The sequence below is a fragment of the Niveispirillum cyanobacteriorum genome (assembly GCF_002868735.1).
GTDB classification, from domain to species: domain Bacteria; phylum Pseudomonadota; class Alphaproteobacteria; order Azospirillales; family Azospirillaceae; genus Niveispirillum; species Niveispirillum cyanobacteriorum.
In genome coordinates, this window is sequence record NZ_CP025611.1 from 1,165,067 (window position 1) to 1,182,617 (window position 17,551).

At 65.1% G+C, this 17,551-nt stretch carries 20 protein-coding genes; 6 read left to right on the plus strand and 14 right to left on the minus strand.

Annotated features, from left to right (window positions below):
* Nucleotide 1: 1 nt before the first annotated feature.
* The 7 genes from C0V82_RS05230 to C0V82_RS05260 form a co-directional block, all read right to left on the minus strand.
* Complete coding sequence (locus C0V82_RS05230; protein WP_102111411.1) at nt 2-1,576, minus strand: cytochrome ubiquinol oxidase subunit I; 1,575 nt, start codon at nt 1,574-1,576, stop codon at nt 2-4.
* A 91-nt stretch (nt 1,577-1,667) separates the two neighbouring features.
* Nucleotides 1,668-3,344, minus strand: a complete 1,677-nt coding sequence (locus tag C0V82_RS05235; RefSeq protein WP_102111412.1) for an amino acid ABC transporter ATP-binding/permease protein — start codon at nt 3,342-3,344, stop codon at nt 1,668-1,670.
* Nucleotides 3,341-4,903: a thiol reductant ABC exporter subunit CydD gene (gene cydD / locus C0V82_RS05240; protein ID WP_245924168.1), complete on the minus strand. Its 1,563-nt coding sequence runs from the start codon at nt 4,901-4,903 to the stop codon at nt 3,341-3,343. Before cydD ends, C0V82_RS05235 begins: the two co-directional genes overlap by 4 nt.
* Nucleotides 4,900-5,202, minus strand: a complete 303-nt coding sequence (locus C0V82_RS05245; RefSeq protein WP_102113262.1) for an ArsR/SmtB family transcription factor — start codon at nt 5,200-5,202, stop codon at nt 4,900-4,902. The genes cydD and C0V82_RS05245 overlap by 4 nt, the downstream gene beginning before the upstream one ends.
* A 46-nt stretch (nt 5,203-5,248) precedes the next feature.
* Nucleotides 5,249-8,479 (minus strand): efflux RND transporter permease subunit, encoded by a 3,231-nt coding sequence (locus C0V82_RS05250; protein WP_102111413.1) that lies wholly within the window; start codon nt 8,477-8,479, stop codon nt 5,249-5,251.
* Complete coding sequence (locus C0V82_RS05255) at nt 8,476-9,468, minus strand: efflux RND transporter periplasmic adaptor subunit (RefSeq protein ID WP_102111414.1); 993 nt, start codon at nt 9,466-9,468, stop codon at nt 8,476-8,478. Before C0V82_RS05255 ends, C0V82_RS05250 begins: the two co-directional genes overlap by 4 nt.
* Before the next feature lie 11 nt (nt 9,469-9,479).
* Nucleotides 9,480-9,827 carry a rhodanese-like domain-containing protein gene (locus C0V82_RS05260; RefSeq protein ID WP_245924169.1) on the minus strand — a complete coding sequence of 116 codons (348 nt, stop codon included), beginning with the start codon at nt 9,825-9,827 and terminating at the stop codon, nt 9,480-9,482.
* Between the two features lie 192 nt (nt 9,828-10,019).
* Here C0V82_RS05260 and C0V82_RS05265 point away from each other — a divergent pair, with 192 nt between their 5' ends.
* The gene (locus C0V82_RS05265; RefSeq protein ID WP_102111416.1) at nt 10,020-10,223 is read left to right on the plus strand and encodes a YgaP family membrane protein; all 204 of its coding nucleotides are present in this window, start codon (nt 10,020-10,022) and stop codon (nt 10,221-10,223) included.
* An 11-nt stretch (nt 10,224-10,234) separates the two neighbouring features.
* Here the strand turns inward: C0V82_RS05265 and C0V82_RS05270 are convergent, their stop codons facing one another.
* The 3 genes from C0V82_RS05270 to C0V82_RS05280 form a co-directional block, all read right to left on the minus strand.
* Nucleotides 10,235-11,128 carry a DMT family transporter gene (locus tag C0V82_RS05270; protein WP_102111417.1) on the minus strand — a complete coding sequence of 298 codons (894 nt, stop codon included), beginning with the start codon at nt 11,126-11,128 and terminating at the stop codon, nt 10,235-10,237.
* Nucleotides 11,129-11,240: 112 nt separating this feature from the next.
* Nucleotides 11,241-11,603 carry a VOC family protein gene (locus C0V82_RS05275; protein ID WP_102111418.1) on the minus strand — a complete coding sequence of 121 codons (363 nt, stop codon included), beginning with the start codon at nt 11,601-11,603 and terminating at the stop codon, nt 11,241-11,243.
* A 176-nt stretch (nt 11,604-11,779) separates the two neighbouring features.
* On the minus strand, nt 11,780-12,709 hold the full coding sequence (locus tag C0V82_RS05280; RefSeq protein ID WP_102111419.1) for a threonine ammonia-lyase: 930 nt from the start codon (nt 12,707-12,709) through the stop codon (nt 11,780-11,782).
* 102 nt (nt 12,710-12,811) lie between these two features.
* On the opposite strand from C0V82_RS05280, the gene C0V82_RS05285 reads away from it, so the two are divergent.
* Nucleotides 12,812-13,285 carry an Lrp/AsnC family transcriptional regulator gene (locus C0V82_RS05285; RefSeq protein ID WP_102113263.1) on the plus strand — a complete coding sequence of 158 codons (474 nt, stop codon included), beginning with the start codon at nt 12,812-12,814 and terminating at the stop codon, nt 13,283-13,285.
* Here the strand turns inward: C0V82_RS05285 and C0V82_RS05290 are convergent, their stop codons facing one another.
* Entirely contained in the window at nt 13,286-14,224 is a 939-nt protein-coding gene (locus tag C0V82_RS05290) for a hypothetical protein (RefSeq protein WP_158659738.1), read from the minus strand.
* A gap of 106 nt (nt 14,225-14,330) precedes the next feature.
* Between C0V82_RS05290 and C0V82_RS05295 the strand changes: the two genes are divergently transcribed.
* Nucleotides 14,331-15,029 carry an ArsR/SmtB family transcription factor gene (locus tag C0V82_RS05295; protein WP_102111421.1) on the plus strand — a complete coding sequence of 233 codons (699 nt, stop codon included), beginning with the start codon at nt 14,331-14,333 and terminating at the stop codon, nt 15,027-15,029.
* Between the two features lie 3 nt (nt 15,030-15,032).
* Here the strand turns inward: C0V82_RS05295 and C0V82_RS05300 are convergent, their stop codons facing one another.
* On the minus strand, nt 15,033-15,419 hold the full coding sequence (locus C0V82_RS05300) for a hypothetical protein (protein WP_102111422.1): 387 nt from the start codon (nt 15,417-15,419) through the stop codon (nt 15,033-15,035).
* A gap of 87 nt (nt 15,420-15,506) precedes the next feature.
* Between C0V82_RS05300 and C0V82_RS05305 the strand changes: the two genes are divergently transcribed.
* The 3 genes from C0V82_RS05305 (at nt 15,507) to C0V82_RS05315 (ending at nt 16,735) form a co-directional block, all read left to right on the plus strand.
* The gene (locus tag C0V82_RS05305; protein ID WP_158659739.1) at nt 15,507-16,049 is read left to right on the plus strand and encodes a TetR/AcrR family transcriptional regulator; all 543 of its coding nucleotides are present in this window, start codon (nt 15,507-15,509) and stop codon (nt 16,047-16,049) included.
* A gap of 72 nt (nt 16,050-16,121) precedes the next feature.
* Nucleotides 16,122-16,436: an NIPSNAP family protein gene (locus C0V82_RS05310; protein ID WP_102111424.1), complete on the plus strand. Its 315-nt coding sequence runs from the start codon at nt 16,122-16,124 to the stop codon at nt 16,434-16,436.
* Nucleotides 16,433-16,735: an antibiotic biosynthesis monooxygenase family protein gene (locus C0V82_RS05315; RefSeq protein WP_102111425.1), complete on the plus strand. Its 303-nt coding sequence runs from the start codon at nt 16,433-16,435 to the stop codon at nt 16,733-16,735. Before C0V82_RS05310 ends, C0V82_RS05315 begins: the two co-directional genes overlap by 4 nt.
* Here C0V82_RS05315 and C0V82_RS05320 read toward each other — a convergent pair.
* Nucleotides 16,720-17,175 carry a hypothetical protein gene (locus C0V82_RS05320; protein ID WP_102111426.1) on the minus strand — a complete coding sequence of 152 codons (456 nt, stop codon included), beginning with the start codon at nt 17,173-17,175 and terminating at the stop codon, nt 16,720-16,722. The two genes, C0V82_RS05315 and C0V82_RS05320, sit on opposite strands and share 16 nt — an antisense overlap.
* A gap of 14 nt (nt 17,176-17,189) precedes the next feature.
* Nucleotides 17,190-17,507 (minus strand): ElaB/YgaM/YqjD family protein, encoded by a 318-nt coding sequence (locus C0V82_RS05325; RefSeq protein ID WP_158659740.1) that lies wholly within the window; start codon nt 17,505-17,507, stop codon nt 17,190-17,192.
* Nucleotides 17,508-17,551 lie beyond the last annotated feature (44 nt).

Consider the following 17,551-nt stretch of genomic DNA (forward strand, 5'->3'; position numbering starts at 1 on the left):
GTCACTCCGCTGGTTGCAAAGTGGCATAGGGGGCTGGGGCAAGATGATCATCCGGCTCTGGTCCCTTCCTGATGGCGCGAACCATCAACGTCACCTCCACCACAAACAGCACACTGTAGAACAGGGTAAAGCCGGCGATGGTGATCAGCAGGTCGGTAACCGACAGGCTGGACACCGCCATGGCCGTCGGCAGCACGCCTTCGATGATCCAGGGCTGGCGTCCGAACTCCGCCACTACCCAGCCCAGTTCCGCTGCGATCCAGGGCAGCGGGATGGCCAGCACCGCCACCTTCAACAGCCAGCGCGGTTCCCCTAACCTTCCCGTCGCCGACTGCCAGAAGAAGGCGGCCATCAGCGCGATGAAGAAGAAGCCCAGCCCCACCATGATGCGGAAGGACCAGAACAGGGGGGCCACCTGCGGCACCAGATCCCAGGCCGCCTTGTCGATCTGTTCTTCATTCGCCTGACGCGGATCATCGACATAACGTTTCAGCAGATAAGCATAACCAAGGTCGCGGCCATGGTTTTCGAATGCTGCCTTTACCTCGGGGGCAACCTTATCCACCCCCTTGGCGGCGCGGATGGTTTGCAGGGCGTCATAGGCGATAATCCCGCTTCGCACACGTTCCTTGCCATGGGCGACCAGATCATTGATGCCCGATACTTGGGTGTTCAGCGAGCGGGTGGAAATCAGGCCCAGCGCCCAGGGGATTTGCAGCACATGGTGCGTCTCCCGCGCTTCCTGGTTTGGAAAGCCGATCGCGGTGAAGGCGGCGGGCGCGGGTTCGGTTTCCCACATGCCCTCGATTGCGGCGAGCTTCATCTTCTGATGTTCGGTCGCCAGATAGCCGCTCTCATCACCCAGCACGACAACCGACAGGGAAGATAGGAGACCAAAGGAACAGGCGACCGCCATGGACCGTTTGGCCAACGTCACATGCCACCCCTTCAGCAGGTAGAAGGCCGAGACACCCAGCACGAACACCGCCGCCGTGACATAGCCGGCGGAGACGGTGTGCACGAACTTGGCCTGCGCCACGGGGTTGAAGATCACGGCATAGAAATCCTCAATCTCCATGCGCATGGTCGCCGGGTTGAACACAGCCCCGACAGGGTTCTGCATCCAGCCATTGGCGATGAGAATCCACAGCGCAGAGAAGTTTGACCCGATGGCGACGGCCCAGGTGGCGGCCAGATGCTGCACCTTGCTCATCCGGTCCCAGCCGAAGAAGAACAGGCCGACGAAGGTGGCTTCCAGGAAGAAGGCCATCAGGCCCTCAATGGCCAGCGGCGCGCCAAAAACATCGCCGACATAATGGCTGTAATAGGACCAGTTCATCCCGAACTGGAACTCCATGGTCAGGCCCGTGGCCACACCCAGGACGAAGTTGATACCGAACAGGCTGCCCCAGAACTTGGTCATCTGCCGCCAGATGGGCCGGTCGGTCATGACATAGACCGTTTCCATGATGGCGATGATGATCGACAGGCCCAGGGTCAGGGGCACGAACAGAAAATGGTAAAGAGCGGTCAGCGCGAATTGCAGGCGTGACAGCCCGACAATGTCCAACTCCATGCGTCATGTCGCCGGCCCACACCGGCGCCTCCTGAACGCGAACCCCGTCCCGATGGCGGGGCTTCATCCTCCGGGGCGTCGGTCAGGCGGGTCAGTCGGGGCGCAGGGTAGACAGGGCCACATCAAAGGCCGGGTCGCCGCGCGTCAGATCCATGACCACCCGGCCATGGGACAACCGGATGATCCGGTCGGCCAGGGCCGCCTCACGCCTCAGATGCGTGACCAGCAGAATAGTTCTTCCAGCAGCCGATGCTTTGATTTTTGTCAAAATTGTGGCTGCGACAGAAAGGTCGATGCCTTCCGTCACCTCGTCCAGCAGCCATAAGGGCTTGTCCTGCAACAGGAACCGGGCCAGGGCCAGCCGCCGCCGCTGTCCCGATGACAGGCCCGTACCGCCTTCACCCAGGGCTGCATCCAGCCCGCCCGGCATTTCCCGCACGACTCGTTCCAGTCCCGCCTGCTCCAGCACCGCCCACAACCGAGTGTCATCAGCGTCGGGATCGGCCAGAAGCAGGTTGGCCCGCACACTATCCTGGAACAGGGCGGCGTCCTGGCCAAGCAAGGCCCAGGGCGGAACCGCGATGCTGCCGGTGTCGGGCCTTGCCTCCCCGGTCAGCAGGGCGACAAGGCTGGACTTGCCGGCCCCGCTATCGCCGATCACGGCCACATGCTGCCCGGCGGGAATGGACAGGCTGAACCCGTCAAACAGCGGGGCCGAGGCGCTATCATGCCGGAAACGGATGGCCGACAGGATGACGTCCCGCGTACCGGGCGACACGGCCTGTTGCGGCACAGGCTGCGACAACGCATCGCCTACCCGCCGCGCGGCCCGCAGGCTGCGCCCTAGTTCAACCGCGCCACGGCGCAGCGGCCCCAGCGGCTCCATCAAGCCCAGCAGGATCAGCAGGAACAACGCCACAGCGGGCCCGCCGAACAGTTGGCGTTCCACCAGTTCCGCACATAGGATCACACCGCCCGACAGCAGCGCCGTTGCCGCCAGCCCCTGCCACAGGGTTAACCCGCTTTCCAGCCGGTTCAGCCGGTCATCGGCGCGGCGCAACCGCCCCTCCGCCAACAGGGCCAGATATGCGGCCTGTTCCTGCCGCCCCGCCAGCCGCCATTCCACACGGCCCGCAACAAGATCCAGAAGACGCAGGCGCAACGCCTCCAGCGCCGCCGCACGCTTTCCGCCGGCCACCAGCCCGCCGCGTCCACCCAGCACCAGCATGACCAGACCGACCAGCAGCAGGAACAGACCGGGCAGCAGACCAGCCCAACCCATTAGCAGCGCCAGCGCCACCATGCTGACCAGGGCCAGCACCGCCAGCACACAGGCCGGGATGAGCAGGCGGAGATAAAGCGTGTCCAGCGTATCGAGGTCACCGCTGATCCGGAACAGCAGGCGCCCAGGTCGCTGCACCAGGGCACGTCCCAGCCCTGGCCTTGCCAGCGCCTGGAACAGGCGCACGCGCAGGCCAGCGATCACCGACAGGGTGGCGTCATGCGTCGCCAGCCGCTCGCCATAGCGGGCACCGGTGCGTAGCAGGGCCAACGCCCGCACACCCGCACCCGGCCGGAATACATCGAAGACCAGCGCCGTCCCCGCCGACAGGCCGGCAATGCCGGTGGCCGTGATGAACCAACCCGACAGGCCCAGCAAGGCCGCGCCCGCCAGCGCCGTAATCCCGGCGGTCAGCAGACCCAGACCCAGCTTCCAACCCGCCGCCTGACGAAACAGACGGAACAGCAGCAGCGGATGTCCCCTCATGCCCCGACCTCCACCACGCGGTCCATGCGCGCGGCCAGCCTTGGGTCATGGGTGGCGACCAACAGGGCGCGGCCCTGGGCAGCTTCAATCAGGGCCTCGATCACCTCTGCCGCCGTCGCGGCGTCCAGATGCGCGGTCGGCTCATCGGCCAGGATCAGGGCGGCATCCGGGTCGGCAATGGCGCGGGCCAGTGCCAGACGCAGCGTTTCCCCGCCTGACAGGCCGACCCCGCCCTCCCCCACCCGCCGCGCCGGGTCATGGCCGGGCAGCAAACGGCGCAGCAGCGGCGCCGCATCAAGGCCCGGTCGGCCCAGCGTGACATTGGCGGCGAGCGAGGCATTCTTCATGAAGGGGCGATGGCCGATCCACCCAACCTTGCCCGCGCGTCGGACGGTGCCGCTGTCGGGTTGCAGCAGACCCGCCGCCAGGGCCAGCAAGGTGGACTTGCCCCCACCACTGGGCCCGAACAGGGCCACCTTCTCCCCCCGCCGCAGCGACAGATCGACATCCGATACCAACGCCGCCGCCGCCGGATAGGCGAAGCCCACCCGGTCCAAGCGAAGCACCGACCCGTCATCGGGCGCCTGAACCGGCCCCGCTGCCGGCTCCTGCCCCTCCAGCAGCCCGGCCATGGCGCGCAACGCGGCCTCCCCGCTGGCACGGTCATGCCAGACGGCGGACAGTTCCCGCAGCGGTTCAAAGAAGGCCGGCGCCAGCAGCAGGATGAACAGCCCGTGGGCAAGGTCCAGCGTTCCACCCCAGGCGCCAAACCCTATCTGTCCCAGCAGGTTGAACCCGACATAGACGGCGACCAGCGCGACACCCAGGGCCGAAAACAGCTCCAGCACCGCCGATGACAGGAACGCGATGCGCAACACCGCCATGGTCCGCCGTTTCACATCGGCGGCCAGGGTGCCGATACGGGCCGCCACCCGCCCCTCGGCCTTCAAGGCCCGGATTGTGGCAAGGCCACGCAGCCGGTCCATCAGCAGGCCATTCATGCTGCCCACCGCCGCCAGTTGATCCTCGCTGGCCTTCTTGGCCCGGATGCCGATCAACGCCATGAAAAGCGGGATCAGCGGGGCCGCGATCAGCAGGATCAGCGCTGCTGCCCAGGAATGCCACGCCACCGCCGGCAGGATCACGGCGGGCACCAGCGCAAGACGCCAGCGCAGCGGCACATAGCGTTGCAGATAGGGAACCACCGCTTCGGCCTGCTCGGCCAGCAGGCTTGACACCGTCCCCGAAGGGGGCAAGCTGGGATCGAGAGGCGAGCGTTGCGCCAGCGCCGCCACCGCCTGCGTCCGCAGACGCGACAGTTCGGCCCGCGCGCCCCGGAAGGCCAGCCGTCCACCCCAAGCATCCAGCAGGGAGCGCAGGACACCCAGCACAGCAAAAATCACGGCCAGGGTCACCGCATGGCCCGGCAATGTGTAGCTCCCTGTCAACCAGAAGATGGCCTCAGCCAGCAACCAGGCCTGTGGCACCCACAGCAGGGCCGCCACGGCCTGGACCATGGCGGCCAGCCGCAATTGTCGATCCGGCCCCGGAACGATCAACCGCAGGCCTCCCCCGGCTTGTCGGAACAGTAAATCTCGTAGAGCGTGCCGATGACCCGCGCAGCCTCATCACTGGACAGGGTGTAATAGATGGTCTGGCCATCGCGGCGGGCGCGGACCAGTCCATCCTTGCGCAGCAGGGTCAGTTGCTGCGACACCGCCGTATCACGCATTCCGATACGCTGCGCCAGGTCCCCGACGGACCGTTCCCCCTGGATCAACTGGCACAGGATCATCAAGCGTGAGCGATTGCCCAGCGCCTTCAGCAGGTCGACGGCCCGGTCTGCGTTGGCTTGCATTTCCGACATTTCCATTCCCCTGGGATAGAAGGGAAAACCGGCCCCGTCAATGGGGGGCCGGCCCGGCAACCGCGTCACCATCGCGCAGCACGATGTAGATGGCGGGGATGACCAACACCGTCAGCACGGTGGATGATGCCAGCCCGAACAGCAGCGATACTGCCAGCCCCTGGAAGATCGGATCGACCAGGATGGTGGCCGCGCCGATCATGGCCGACAGGGCCGTCAGCACGATGGGCTTGAACCGCACGGCACCTGCTTGCAGCAGCACTGCACGCAGGTTCAAGCCCTGCCCCGCCCCATGGCGGATGAAATCCACCAAAAGGATGGAGTTGCGCACGATGATGCCCGCAAGCGCGATGAAACCGATCATGGAGGTGGCGGTGAACGCCGCCCCCAACAACCAGTGGCCCAGCATGATGCCCAGCAGGGTCAGCGGGATCGGCGTCAGGATGACGATGGGCAGGCGGAAGCTGCGGAACTGCGCCACCACCAGCACATAGATGCCGAGGATGGCGACACCGAAGGCCCCGCCCATGTCGCGGAAGGTGACATAGGTCACCTCCCATTCCCCATCCCACAGCAAGGTGGGCTGGCTTTCATCCGGCGGCTGCCCGGCCATGCGGATCACGGGCTTGGGCAAGGTGCCCCAATCATGCGCCTCAATCGCGTCGGCCACCGCCCCCATGCCATAGATCGGGGCCTCGTACCGGCCGGCCATTTCCGCTGTCACCAAATCGGCAAAGGCGCCATCGCGGCGGAACAGAACGGGGGACCCGTCCTCCCGCGAGACCCTCACCAACTCTCCCAGTTCCACCACCTTGTTGGAACCGGGAATGGCATTGGCGGGAACGGGCGTGGATGCCAGACGTTCGGTCCAGGCGCGGTCGGCCTTCGGCAGGGCCAGGACGATATCCACGGGATAGCGTTCGGCCCCGCGATGGGAATAACCGATGGCACTGCTGCCCAGGATGGTGCGGATGGCATCATAGACCGCCGCCTGCTCCACCCCGAAATATTCCAGCCGGTCCTGATCTATGGACAGGCGCAGACGCGGCTGGGCCGTGCCGAAACTGTCATCGATATCGGTGATGAAGGGGATACTGGCGAATATCTTACTGATTTCCATGGCCACGGCCCTGCGCGTTTCGGCATCGGGGCCATAGATTTCGGCCAGCAGGGTGGCCAGCACGGGCGGGCCTGGCGGTACCTCCACCACCTTCAACCGCGTGCCCGTCGGCAGGGTCATACCCGCCAGCAAGCGCTGACGCAGGTCCAGCGCGATCTCATGACTGCTGCGGTCACGCTCGCCCTTGGGTGCCAGATTGATCTGCACCTCGCCTAATTCCGGGCTGGCACGCAGGAAACTGTGCCGGACCAGACCATTGAAGTTGAAGGGTGCCGCCGTGCCCGCATATATCTGCGCCGACCGCAGTTCCGGTAGCGTGCCGGCAATGTCAGCCGCCTGGAACAGCAGACGCTGTGTCGCCTCCAGGCTGGCACCGCGCGGCAGGTTCAACTGGATCGACAGTTCCGACTTGTTGTCAAAGGGTAGCAGCTTGACCGTCACACCCTTGGTCGCGAACAGGCCCAGCGACAGCAAGGTCGCCGCCCCGACCAGGGCCAGAAACCAGACCGCCCGGCGCCGCGTGGACAGTAGCGGTTCCGCCACCCGCCGGTAAAGCTGACCCAGACGGCTCCCATCATGCGCGTCATGATGGGTATCGGAGGCGGCGTCCCCATCTGCCGGTGACAGTTTCAGCATCAGCCAGGGGGCCAGCACCATGGCCGCAAAAAAGCTGAACAGCATGGCGGCAGAGGCGTTGACGGGAATGGGCGCCATGTACGGCCCCATCATGCCCGACACGAACAGCATGGGCAGCAGGGCGGCGATCACCGTCAAGGTGGCGACGATGGTGGGGTTGCCCACCTCCGCCACCGCCTCCACGGCGGCCTGCAATCGGCTGCGGCCATCACGCATGGCCCAATGCCGGGCGATATTCTCCACAACCACGATGGCGTCATCGACCAGGATGCCGATGGCGAAGATCAGGGCGAACAGGCTGACGCGGTTGACCGTGTAGCCCATGATATAGGCGAAGAACAGGGTAATGAGTATCGTCACCGGGATGACGACCAGCGTCACCAGCGCCTCCCGCCGTCCTATGGCCCACCAGATAAGCGCCACAATGGACAGCGTCGCCAGACCCAGATGGAACAGCAACTCATCGGCCTTTTCCGATGCCGTCTCCCCATAATTGCGCGTCACCTCCACGGTCACGCTATCGGGGATCAACCGACCACGCAGACCCTCCACCCGCGTCAGGATATCATCGGCGACGGTCACGGCATTGGCACCGGCGCGCTTCGACAGGGCGATGGTGACGGCCGGCTTGCGGGTCCATCCGCCCTTGCCATCGGGCACCTGCGTCCAGGCGGCCTGTTCCACGGGCGCGCTGTCCAGCCGGACGGTGGCGACATCACGCACATAGACCGGGCGGCCATCGCGGCTGGTGATCAGCAGCAGGCCGATATCAGGCACACCGGTCAGCGTTTGTCCCGCGACGACAGACAGGCTGCGTCCCCCATCATTCAGGCGGCCCGCCAGGAAGGACCGGTTCGCCCCCTGAACCTTGGCCAGCAACTGTTCCAGTGTGATGCCGAACAGCGCCAGCTTCTCCGGGTCCGGTTCCACCCGCACCTGCTCCGTCACCCGACCGGACAGATAGGTGGGACCGATATCGGGTACCTTGATCAACTCTGTCCGCAACTTCTCCGCCAGGTTGCCCAGGTCGCGGTCAGTCCAGCGGTCGGCCATGTCGGGCTTGGCGGAAAGGGTCAGGGTGACGATGGCGACGTCATTAATGCCGCGCCCGACGATCAACGGTTCGGGAATGCCGGTCGGAATATTGCTCAGGTGGGCGCGGACCTTGGCATGGATGCGGACAATGGCATCGTCTTCGGACGTCCCGACCTTGAACCGCGCCGTCACCATGACGCGGTCATCTTCCGTCTGGCTATAAACATGGTCGACGCCATTGACGCCCTTGACGATGGCTTCCAGCGGCTTGGTCACCAGCTCTGCGGCATCCGGGGCCTTGAGGCCGTCAGCGCTGACCATGATATCGACCATGGGCACGCTGATCTGCGGCTCCTCCTCCCGTGGGATCAGGACCAGGGCCAGCAACCCGGCGATCAGTGCGGCCAGCAGGAACAGTGGGGTCAAGGGGGAGCGGATGCTGGCCTGTGTCAGCCGACCGGAAAGTCCTAGATTCATGGCCGCACCAGAATGTCGCCGTTATTGAGACCCGACAGGATTTCCACCCCATCCGGCATACCGGGCCGGGGACGCGCATGCCCGCGCCGCACCGGCACCTCGACCACGCCGGCACCCTGGCGCAGATGCGCGAAATCCATGCCGAACCGGGTGGTCAGATAAACAGCGGGGACGATGATGACGGGGCGTTCGCCCGTAGGCACCCAGACACGCACCCGTTGCCCGACAAAGTAATCGCCCAGACCCATGACACGGGCATCGGCCTGCACCCGCCCGTCGCTAATGCGGGGATAGACCAGGGTGACCTGCCCCTGTCCAGCCTCGTCGCCCGGCGTCAGATCATCGGGGTCCAGGCGCACGGGATCACCAGCCTTCAAACTGGCGGCATGGCGTTCGGGCACGGACAGGCGCAGGACATAATCACGCTCCGCGATGATGGCCACCGTCTCGCCCGGCATAACCACGGTGCCCGGCGTCACGGGCACGCTCAGCACCCGCCCTGTGGCCGGGGCCAGAACCTGCCCTTCATTCATCTGCTGCCCCAGAACAGCGCGCTCTGCCATGCGGGCCTTCAGCGCGTTGGCCGCGACATTGGCGGCGGTGCGCAGTTCATCCAAACGCTGACGCGTCACGAAACCATTCCGGGACAAGGCGTCGGCCCGTTCCAGATCTCCCTGAGCTTGTTCCATCTGCGCGCGCGCCGCCGCGATCTGCGCGTCCAGCGCGCCCTGTTGCAGGCTCAGTTTCTGGTCGCCCACACTGGCGATCGCCTGCCCTGCTGTCACGGCGTCGCCTTCACGCACCGACAGGCGGGTGATGGTGCCGCCGGTCCGCACGCGGGCGGGGATGGCATTGACCGTCTCCACCGTCGCATAGACCGATTTCTCATCCGGCAACTTCTGAACAGTAACGGGGAAATCCCCGTCCGCCGCCATCACTGGCGGCACCAGAAGCGTCAGGGCCAGGACAGGCAACAACAGCGCACGCATGGGCTTCCTCCTTAACGGCGGTCGATGACGCCACCGCTGGCCGGGTCCAGGGTAATGGTGGGCAGGCGCGCGGCCATCCAGGCCTGGATACCGCCCGCCATATGCTCGGTATGTTGGATGCCCGCCTGCTGGCACCGGGCCACCGCCATGGCCGACCGCTTGCCCGAACCGCAATGGAAAACCACCCGCACCGCGTCGGGTGCCGGTAGGGACGTGGGATCAAAGCTGGACAGGGGAAACAGCACCGCCCCATGGATACGGGCCGCCGCGAATTCCTGCGGCTCGCGCACATCGACCAGCAGGATCGACCGGTCGGCCACCATATCATGGACCGTGGTGGGGGAATGTTCCTTCAGCATCGGACGACGCTCCATCTTTATATTTATATATATGAAGGTATTGTGCTACCGGATCACCGTCAACGGCGCGGCGCATGTGTCTGGGGCATGGCTGCGGCTTCAGTTATTTCATATCTTCATATATTTGAATATACCATTATCAGTAAGAGGAGACGGGATCATCCCCTGCCCCATCATCCAAGGAGCCTTGCCATGAATGTCGATAAAGCCGTCCTGTCCTTCGCTGGCGCCATGGTGCTGATCAGCCTGTCCCTGGCCACCCTGGTCGATCCAGCTTGGCTGTGGCTGACCGCCTTCGTCGGGGCGAACATGCTGCAGGCCGGTATCACCGGCTTCTGCCCCGCCGCCATGATCCTGCGCAAGCTGGGCATGCCGGCAGGCAGCGCCTTTCGCTAAAGGGAGTGGACCTAGGCCTTGCGCCGGGCGGGCATGGTCATGGCGATAACGGCCAGCACCACACAGACCAGCCCGATCAACGCCGTGTGCGACAGGCTTTCACCCAGGAACAGGATGCCCAACCCCACCCCGATGGGTACGCGCAGATAGGCCTGCGACGTCGTGCCGATTGATCCCAGCGTCTGCATCAGCCGGAAATAGATCGTAAAGGCAATGGCCGTGGAAAAGACCGACAAGCACAGCAGCGCCCCGATGGATGGCATCGACGGCGTCAGGGTCCAAGGCTGATCTACAACAAGACTGACCGGTAGCAACAGGACAGCCCCGCACAGCATGGACCCCGCCGCCGGCTGCATGGGATGCAAACCCTTGAAATTCTTTCCATAGATGGCGGCACCGGCATAGGAGACAGTGGCTGCGACAATGGCGATCTGTGCCAGAAGCTGATCACCCAGCCCGTCCAGGGCCTCCACCCCAATGATCAGGCAGATGCCGGCCAGCCCCAGCACTACGCCGAGCAGCTTGCGCCAGGTCACCGGCTCATGACGGGTGATCAGTGCTGTCAGCAGGAAGGTGAAGATTGGTGTGGTGGAATTCAGGATGGCGGCCAGCCCGGCATCCACCGACTTCTCCCCCCAGGCGACAAGGGTGAAGGGAACGGCGGAATTCATCACTGCCTGAAACATGAATTGCCGCCAGACGATCGGGTCGCGCGGCATGGAAATCCCTTGCCAGCGCATGACCAGCAGCAAGATGGACCCGGCGATCAGGGTGCGGACCGCAATCAGGGTAACGGGGGGTATCGTCTCCACCCCGATCTTGATGAAGGTATAAGACGAACCCCACAGCGTCGCCAGCAGCAGAAGAAGCAGAAGCTCCTTGATCATCAGTGGCCTGTCGCCCATCACCCGATCCACACACCCGATAGTCATGGCCTTCTGAATAGCAGAGCGTGCTGCCCCATGCTTCGGTCATGGCCGCAGCATTCATGCCGGGGCCGGCATGCGTGGGACCCGATCACTCCGGCTTGTGACAGACAAACTCCACCAGCCGCCCATCGGGATCACGCAGGAAGCCGGCATAATAGTTAGCGTGAACATGCGGCATCAGGGCCGGCGCCCGATCTAGATGCAGGCCCTCCGCGTGACCCACCGCATAGATGCGGTCCACCGTGGCCCGGTCGGGGCTGCTGAAGGCATAGTGCACATCGCGGGCGGCGACCTCGCCGGGGGCCAGGAAGAAATCCAGGGTTTTGCCGTCCCCAAACCCCTTCACCGCCCCATCCACCTCCAGCCGGTATCCAAGCGGGGCCAGCAGCGTGGCGTAGAAATGCTGGCTGGCCGGCAGGTCGGTGGTCTTCAACTCGATATGATCGATCATCTTTCCCTCACATTTTCAAATTTCATGGAGCTGCTTTCGGTTGACCGGAAACAGCTCCGGCGGCGACTGCCGCCGCGCCGCACGTGCGGCGTGAAGCCAAGCCGCGGATGCGGCGCCGGCGCTTGAGGAACCAAAACCTAGAGCGTGTTTTCCGTTAACGGAAACACGCTCTAGGTTCAGGCGGCATCGACATTGCCACCGCAGAGCGGGATCAGGATGCGGCGACCGCCCCAGGCGGCGGGATCGGCCAGAAGGGCCGCCAGACCCGCCGCCCCCGCCGGTTCCACCACCAGATCCAGATGCTGGTGCAGCAGTTCCATGGCACGCAGGATGGCGGCGTCGGGCACCATGATGGTGCCATCCAGCACGCGGCGCAGGCTGTCCACGGCATAGGGGATTGGCACACGTACCGCGATGCCGTCCGCAATGCTGTCCGCCCCCTCCCGCCCGCTTATCGGCAACCCGCGCAAAGCATGCGCCATCACGGGCGCCCCCGCCGCCACAACAGCCAGCATGCGGGCATCGGGGGTTGCATGTTTCACCCAGGTGCCCATGCCCGATGCCAGGGCGCCATTGCCCAAGGGGGCCAGCACCATATCGATGCGCGGCGCCGCCTCCATCGCTTCCAGGGCGATGGTGCCCGCCCCTTCGGCGATCAGCACCTCATCCCCATCCACGACCAGACGGTGGCCCTCTTGCGCGGCGAACCGCGTCGCCGCCTCTTTCGCCGCGTCAAAATCGGCACCGTGGAGCCGGACATCGGCGCCTAAGTTGCGCATGGCCTGTACTTTGCGGCGCACGGCATTTTCCGCCGCGAATACCGTCAGGCGGCGCCCATGGGCACGGGCGGCAAAGGCCAGCCCCTGCCCGAAATTACCAGCAGACCCGCAGACCAGGGGTCGGTCATCATCGCCGAGCCCAGCCACAAAGGCACAGGCACCGCGTCCTTTGAAGCTGCGGATCGGATTGGCGGTTTCATCCTTGAACCAGAGTTCGGCACCGAACAGCCGGTTCAGGGCGGCGGATTGTCTGACCGGCGACCGGCGGAACACCGGGTCGATCCGTTCAAGGGCGGCTTTGACGCCGTCGGGGGTTGGGTATCTCATGGCCGGGATTTTACGGCGCCTTGATGCCGATTTCCGGCAATTTGCCCCTAGCTGACGCTTTCTTTCAGCATTTCTGGCTGTCATTCTGCTGGAATGATGCGCATGCCCGACCTTGACAGTTTTGACCGCAGATTGCTGGCCCTGGTGCAAAAGGATGCCGACCAGACGGCGGATATCCTGGCCGAACAGGTCGGCCTGTCTCCATCCGCTGTCTCACGGCGGCTGAAACGGCTGAAGGCTGACGGCGTCATCACCGCCACCGTCGCCTTGGTCGATCCGGCCAGGGTGGGCAAACCCACCTTCTTCATCGCGGGTCTGGAGATTGAACGCGAGCGGCCGGAGATGCTGGCCGCGCTCCGCCGCTGGCTGTCGTCGGAAGATCAGGTGCAAGAGGTGTTCTACGTCACGGGCGGTACGGACTTCATCCTGGTCATCGCCGCCCCGGATGTGGAGGCCTATGAGACGCTGATGGGCCGGCTGATGGCCGATAACCCAACCGTCCGCCGCTTCACCACCAACGTGGCGCTGGGCATTTCAAAGCGCGGCTTAGCCGTGCCTATTCCTGACGCTGATTAATCAGACCTTGATGTCAACACGGGCCGGTGCGGCCACCGCTTCCACCGGTGGGCCGGGCGGGCCAAACGCCTCGTTCAGGGTACGGTCACCCTCCGCCATATCCTGTTCGGCACGCTCCATCTCCGCCTTGGTGCCGGCGGAGCCATCTTTGCGGGCCAGGTTCTTCATCTGCTGATGGATGGCGCGCAGCTGGTCCATCAGACCACGCGTATCGCTTTCAAACTGCGCATCGGCGGACCGGGCCGCACCATCGCGAAGGATGGCATCGCGCTGCGCCTGCACCGTGTCATTGGCGGGCGTGCCGGCGGCGGCTTCCCCCGCCCTGCCCTGACTGGCGGTCTGTGTCGCCTGCTGGGCCACGGCCTGTGCCTCCGCACTGGCGACGGCATCGCCACCCGTCGCCGGGGTGGCAGCAGTGCCCTGCGCTGCATTGGCGTCAGGTTTGGCGGCCGCCGCGTCCCCACTACCGGCATAATCCTTGGCGGCCTGCCCCAGTTCCTTGGCGACCGACGCCGCCTCCTTGGCGATACGGGCGGCGGCTTTCTTGTCGCCACTGGCGGCGGCCAACTGGGCCTGCAGCTTCAGCATTTTCAGCTTCTGCTTCGCTTCATCCTTCTTGCGGGCGGCGGCCTCCTTGGCGTCCTCCCCACCGCTGGATAGCTTGGTGGCCAGCGCGTCAGCATCCTTGCGCTGCGCCTCCAGCCGGGCGCGCTTATCCGGATCGATCAGGTCCTGAATGCTGCTGGGTCGGGACGCGGATGCAGAAGACCCATTGGCCGCGTCCTTTTTCAGACCCTGCCAGATTTCCTGCGTCTTGCTTTGAAACTGCCGTGCCGAAACGGCGAAAACACCGCTGGCCGTGCCCAGGACCGACACCATGACATTCTCCATGTCTGCTGTCGGGTCGATGGCGCCCCTCCGCCGGCCCGAATAGATCAAATTTTATCCATTCCCCTCCACCTCTGCAACCCTATTTCGGTAAGCCCCGAAGCATCAGAACAGGACCGGCCTTATGGTAGAGTGAACACCAGAGGCGGGAGGCAGCATGGTCACCACAGCAGATTTTGCGGAAATTGCAGCATTGGCCGGTGATCCCACCCGGGCCTGCATGTTGCAGGCGCTGATGGATGGCCGCGCGCTGACCGCCGCCGAACTGGCCCATGCCGCCGGCATCACGGCACAAACGGCAAGCGGTCACCTGTCACGCATGGTAACGGCGGGCCTTTTGCACGTCGAGCAGCAGGGCCGTCACCGCTATCACCGGCTGGCCAGCCTTGCTGTGGCGCGCATGATGGAAAGCATTATGCAGGTCGCCGCAGACCGCGTGCCGACACCGCGCCCCATCCGCACCGGCCCGCGCGACCGGGCACTGGCCCAGGCCCGCACTTGCTACGACCATCTGGCCGGGCGGCTGGGCGTGGCGCTGGCCGATGCCATGGTGGCGGGTGGCCATGTGGAACTGGCCGAAGATGCCGGCCTGATCACCACACAGGGTCGGGATTTTCTGTCCGGCATCGGCGTTGTCCTTCCCGCCAGCGGCACCACCCGTGCCTTCTGCCGCCCCTGTCTTGACTGGAGTGAGCGGCGGCCCCATCTGGCCGGCACCCTGGGCCGCACGCTGTGCAACCACGCCTTTGATCAGGGTTGGGTTCGCCGCGTCGATGGCACCCGCGCCGTCAGCGTCACGCCCAAGGGCGCGATGGAGCTGAAACAGCAATTCGGCGTCGATCTGGCCGCGTTCTGATCATCAGGCCAGGGGCACCCCGCAGCAGAACGCCGCCGCCAGAAACACCGGCCAGGCCAGATGCCGCCCCCGCCCGATCACCAGGATCAGCAATCCCGTGATCAGGCAGGTCACGCCCGTACCGGCCAGGAGGGCCAGACGCGGCTCCACCGCAAAGGGTACGGCCAGCATCGCCACGGAAATCCCCATCCCCCACCAGGCCAGGCTGGTCAGGTGCCAGGCAAAGCGCAGCACATTGCGGGCAAAACGGCTGTGAACCAGCATACCGGAACGCCCCTGTGGCGACAGAAGCGGCCCGATCAGCTTCACCTCCCCCAGCCAGGAATGGACAAGCCCCAGCCCGACCAGAAACACCCCCGCCAGCAGCATCGCCATATCCGCCCCCGTCATCGTACCCTCCCCTGAAGTCATCCATACGGTACCGTATGGATGGGCCACCCTCTTGCATTTGTCAATACGCCACCGTATGGAAATGGCATGAACAACCGGCTGGCACGCGAAGACTGGATCACCGAAGGCCTGCGCCTGCTGCGCGAGGCAGGGGTGGAGGCCGTGCGGGTGGAGCCGTTGGCCAAACGGCTGGGCGTCACCAAGGGTAGTTTCTACTGGCATTTTAGCGACCGGCCGGCCCTGCTGTCGGCGCTATGCGATGCCTGGCGCGAACGCTCCACCGTGGGTGTGGCGGCACGGGTGGAGGCAGACGGGGGAACGCCGCGTGACCGGCTGGAACGGCTGTTCCGGCTGACCGCATCGGCGGATGGGCGTCTGGAACGGGCCATGCGGGCCTGGGCCGCCCATGACCCGGCGGCGCAGGCGGTAGTGGCCGGCGTCGATGAACGCCGCATCGCCTATCTGGTGGCGCGCTTCACGGACATCGGTTGCGATGCCGACACGGCGCTTGCTCGCGCCCGTTTCGGCTATCTGGCCCTGATCGGGCAATTCACCCGGCAGGAGGCGGACAGCAGCGGCAACTGGTTGTCCGATAGCCTGGATCGGATGTTGCCTTTGATGCTGACTTGACGCTACGGCCCGCACCGAAGCATCGGTACCGGCTCCGGTGGCAGAACAGGATGTCAATCAAGGGGGACATCCATGACCATCACGGCTTTCATCCGCTACCGCATCGACCCGTTCCAGCGGGCTGCTTTCGAACGCTATGCCCAGGCTTGGCTGCGGATCATCCCGGCCTGTGGCGGGGATCTGGTCGGCTACTGGTTGCCGTATGAGGGCACCAACGACGTTGCATTCGGCCTGATTTCCTTCCCCAGCCTTGCAGCATACGAAGCCTACCGCAACCGGCTGCGCACCGATCCGGATGGCGTCGCCAATTTCCAGATGGCCCAGGATCAGCGCTTCATTCTGTCGGAAGAACGCAGTTTCCTGCGTCAAGTGGAGGCGGCGGCATGATCGCCGTCATTTTCGAGGTTGAACCTGCCGAGGGCGGGATGGAGCCCTATCTGGAGCACGCGGCCCGCCTGCGTCCGGCGTTGGAAGCCATTCCCGGCTTCATCTCCGTCGAACGGTTCCAAAGCATGACGCAGCCCGGCAAGTATCTGTCCCTGTCCTTCTTCGCGGATGAAACGGCGGCGGCCCGGTGGCGCACTCATGCCGGACACCGGACAGCACAGGCCGCCGGTCGTGACGGGCTGTTTCGCCATTACCGTATCCGGGTGGCGCGGGTCCTGCGCGACTATGCCGGCCCCTGATCGGGGTCGGCCTTCTTTTCATCACCATCCAGGAACAGCAGGAACACCACCAGCCCCGCCGCAACGGCCAGGAACGCCGCCGGTGCACGCACCAGCAGCGGCAGCAGCACCGACGCCCCCAGGCGCAGCGCGTTGGCCAGCATGTCCTGTTCCCGTTCCTTCTCCCGCCGCCGCTGTTCCACGCGGCGCCAATGGGTCATCAGACCCAGGATAACGGGTATGGGCAGCAGCACGGCACCGGCCACCGCCAGCAAGGCGGGGCCGGTGCCGATCAGGGTGCCAAGCCAGACGATGGCCCCGGCCACAGCCAGCGCGAAGCCGATGATGCCCAGCAGGGCCATGACGGCATAGAGGATGCCGTCACGCCCCACTTGCCGGGCAGTATCACCGATCTCCCGCGACAGAAGCGGCATCAGCAGCGGGACGAACCGTTCCAGCATGACGGGTGCGCTGCTTAACGGCGGCAGAGCAGGGCCAGCGCGAAGCCGGCGGCCACGGCGATGCCCACCGACTGCACTGGGCGGTCACGCACATGCGCTTCCATCTTGCCTTCCAGACCCTTCAGCTCTTCGCGCAGGTTCTGGATGGCGGTGACGGAGGCATCCTTGACGTTGGAAGCCATCTCGCCCACCCGCGCCTTATAGCCGTCGGCCTTGTCGGACCCGGCCGCCGCCACGGTGGAGGCCAGTGCCGCCAGGTCGGCGCGCAATTGCTTCAACTGCGCTTCGATATCCGTGGTCACGTTATCGGCGGTGTCCTTAACGGAAGCCATTTGTTCCTCCTTCCACATGAGGTCGTTGCACCCTTCCCCAACGC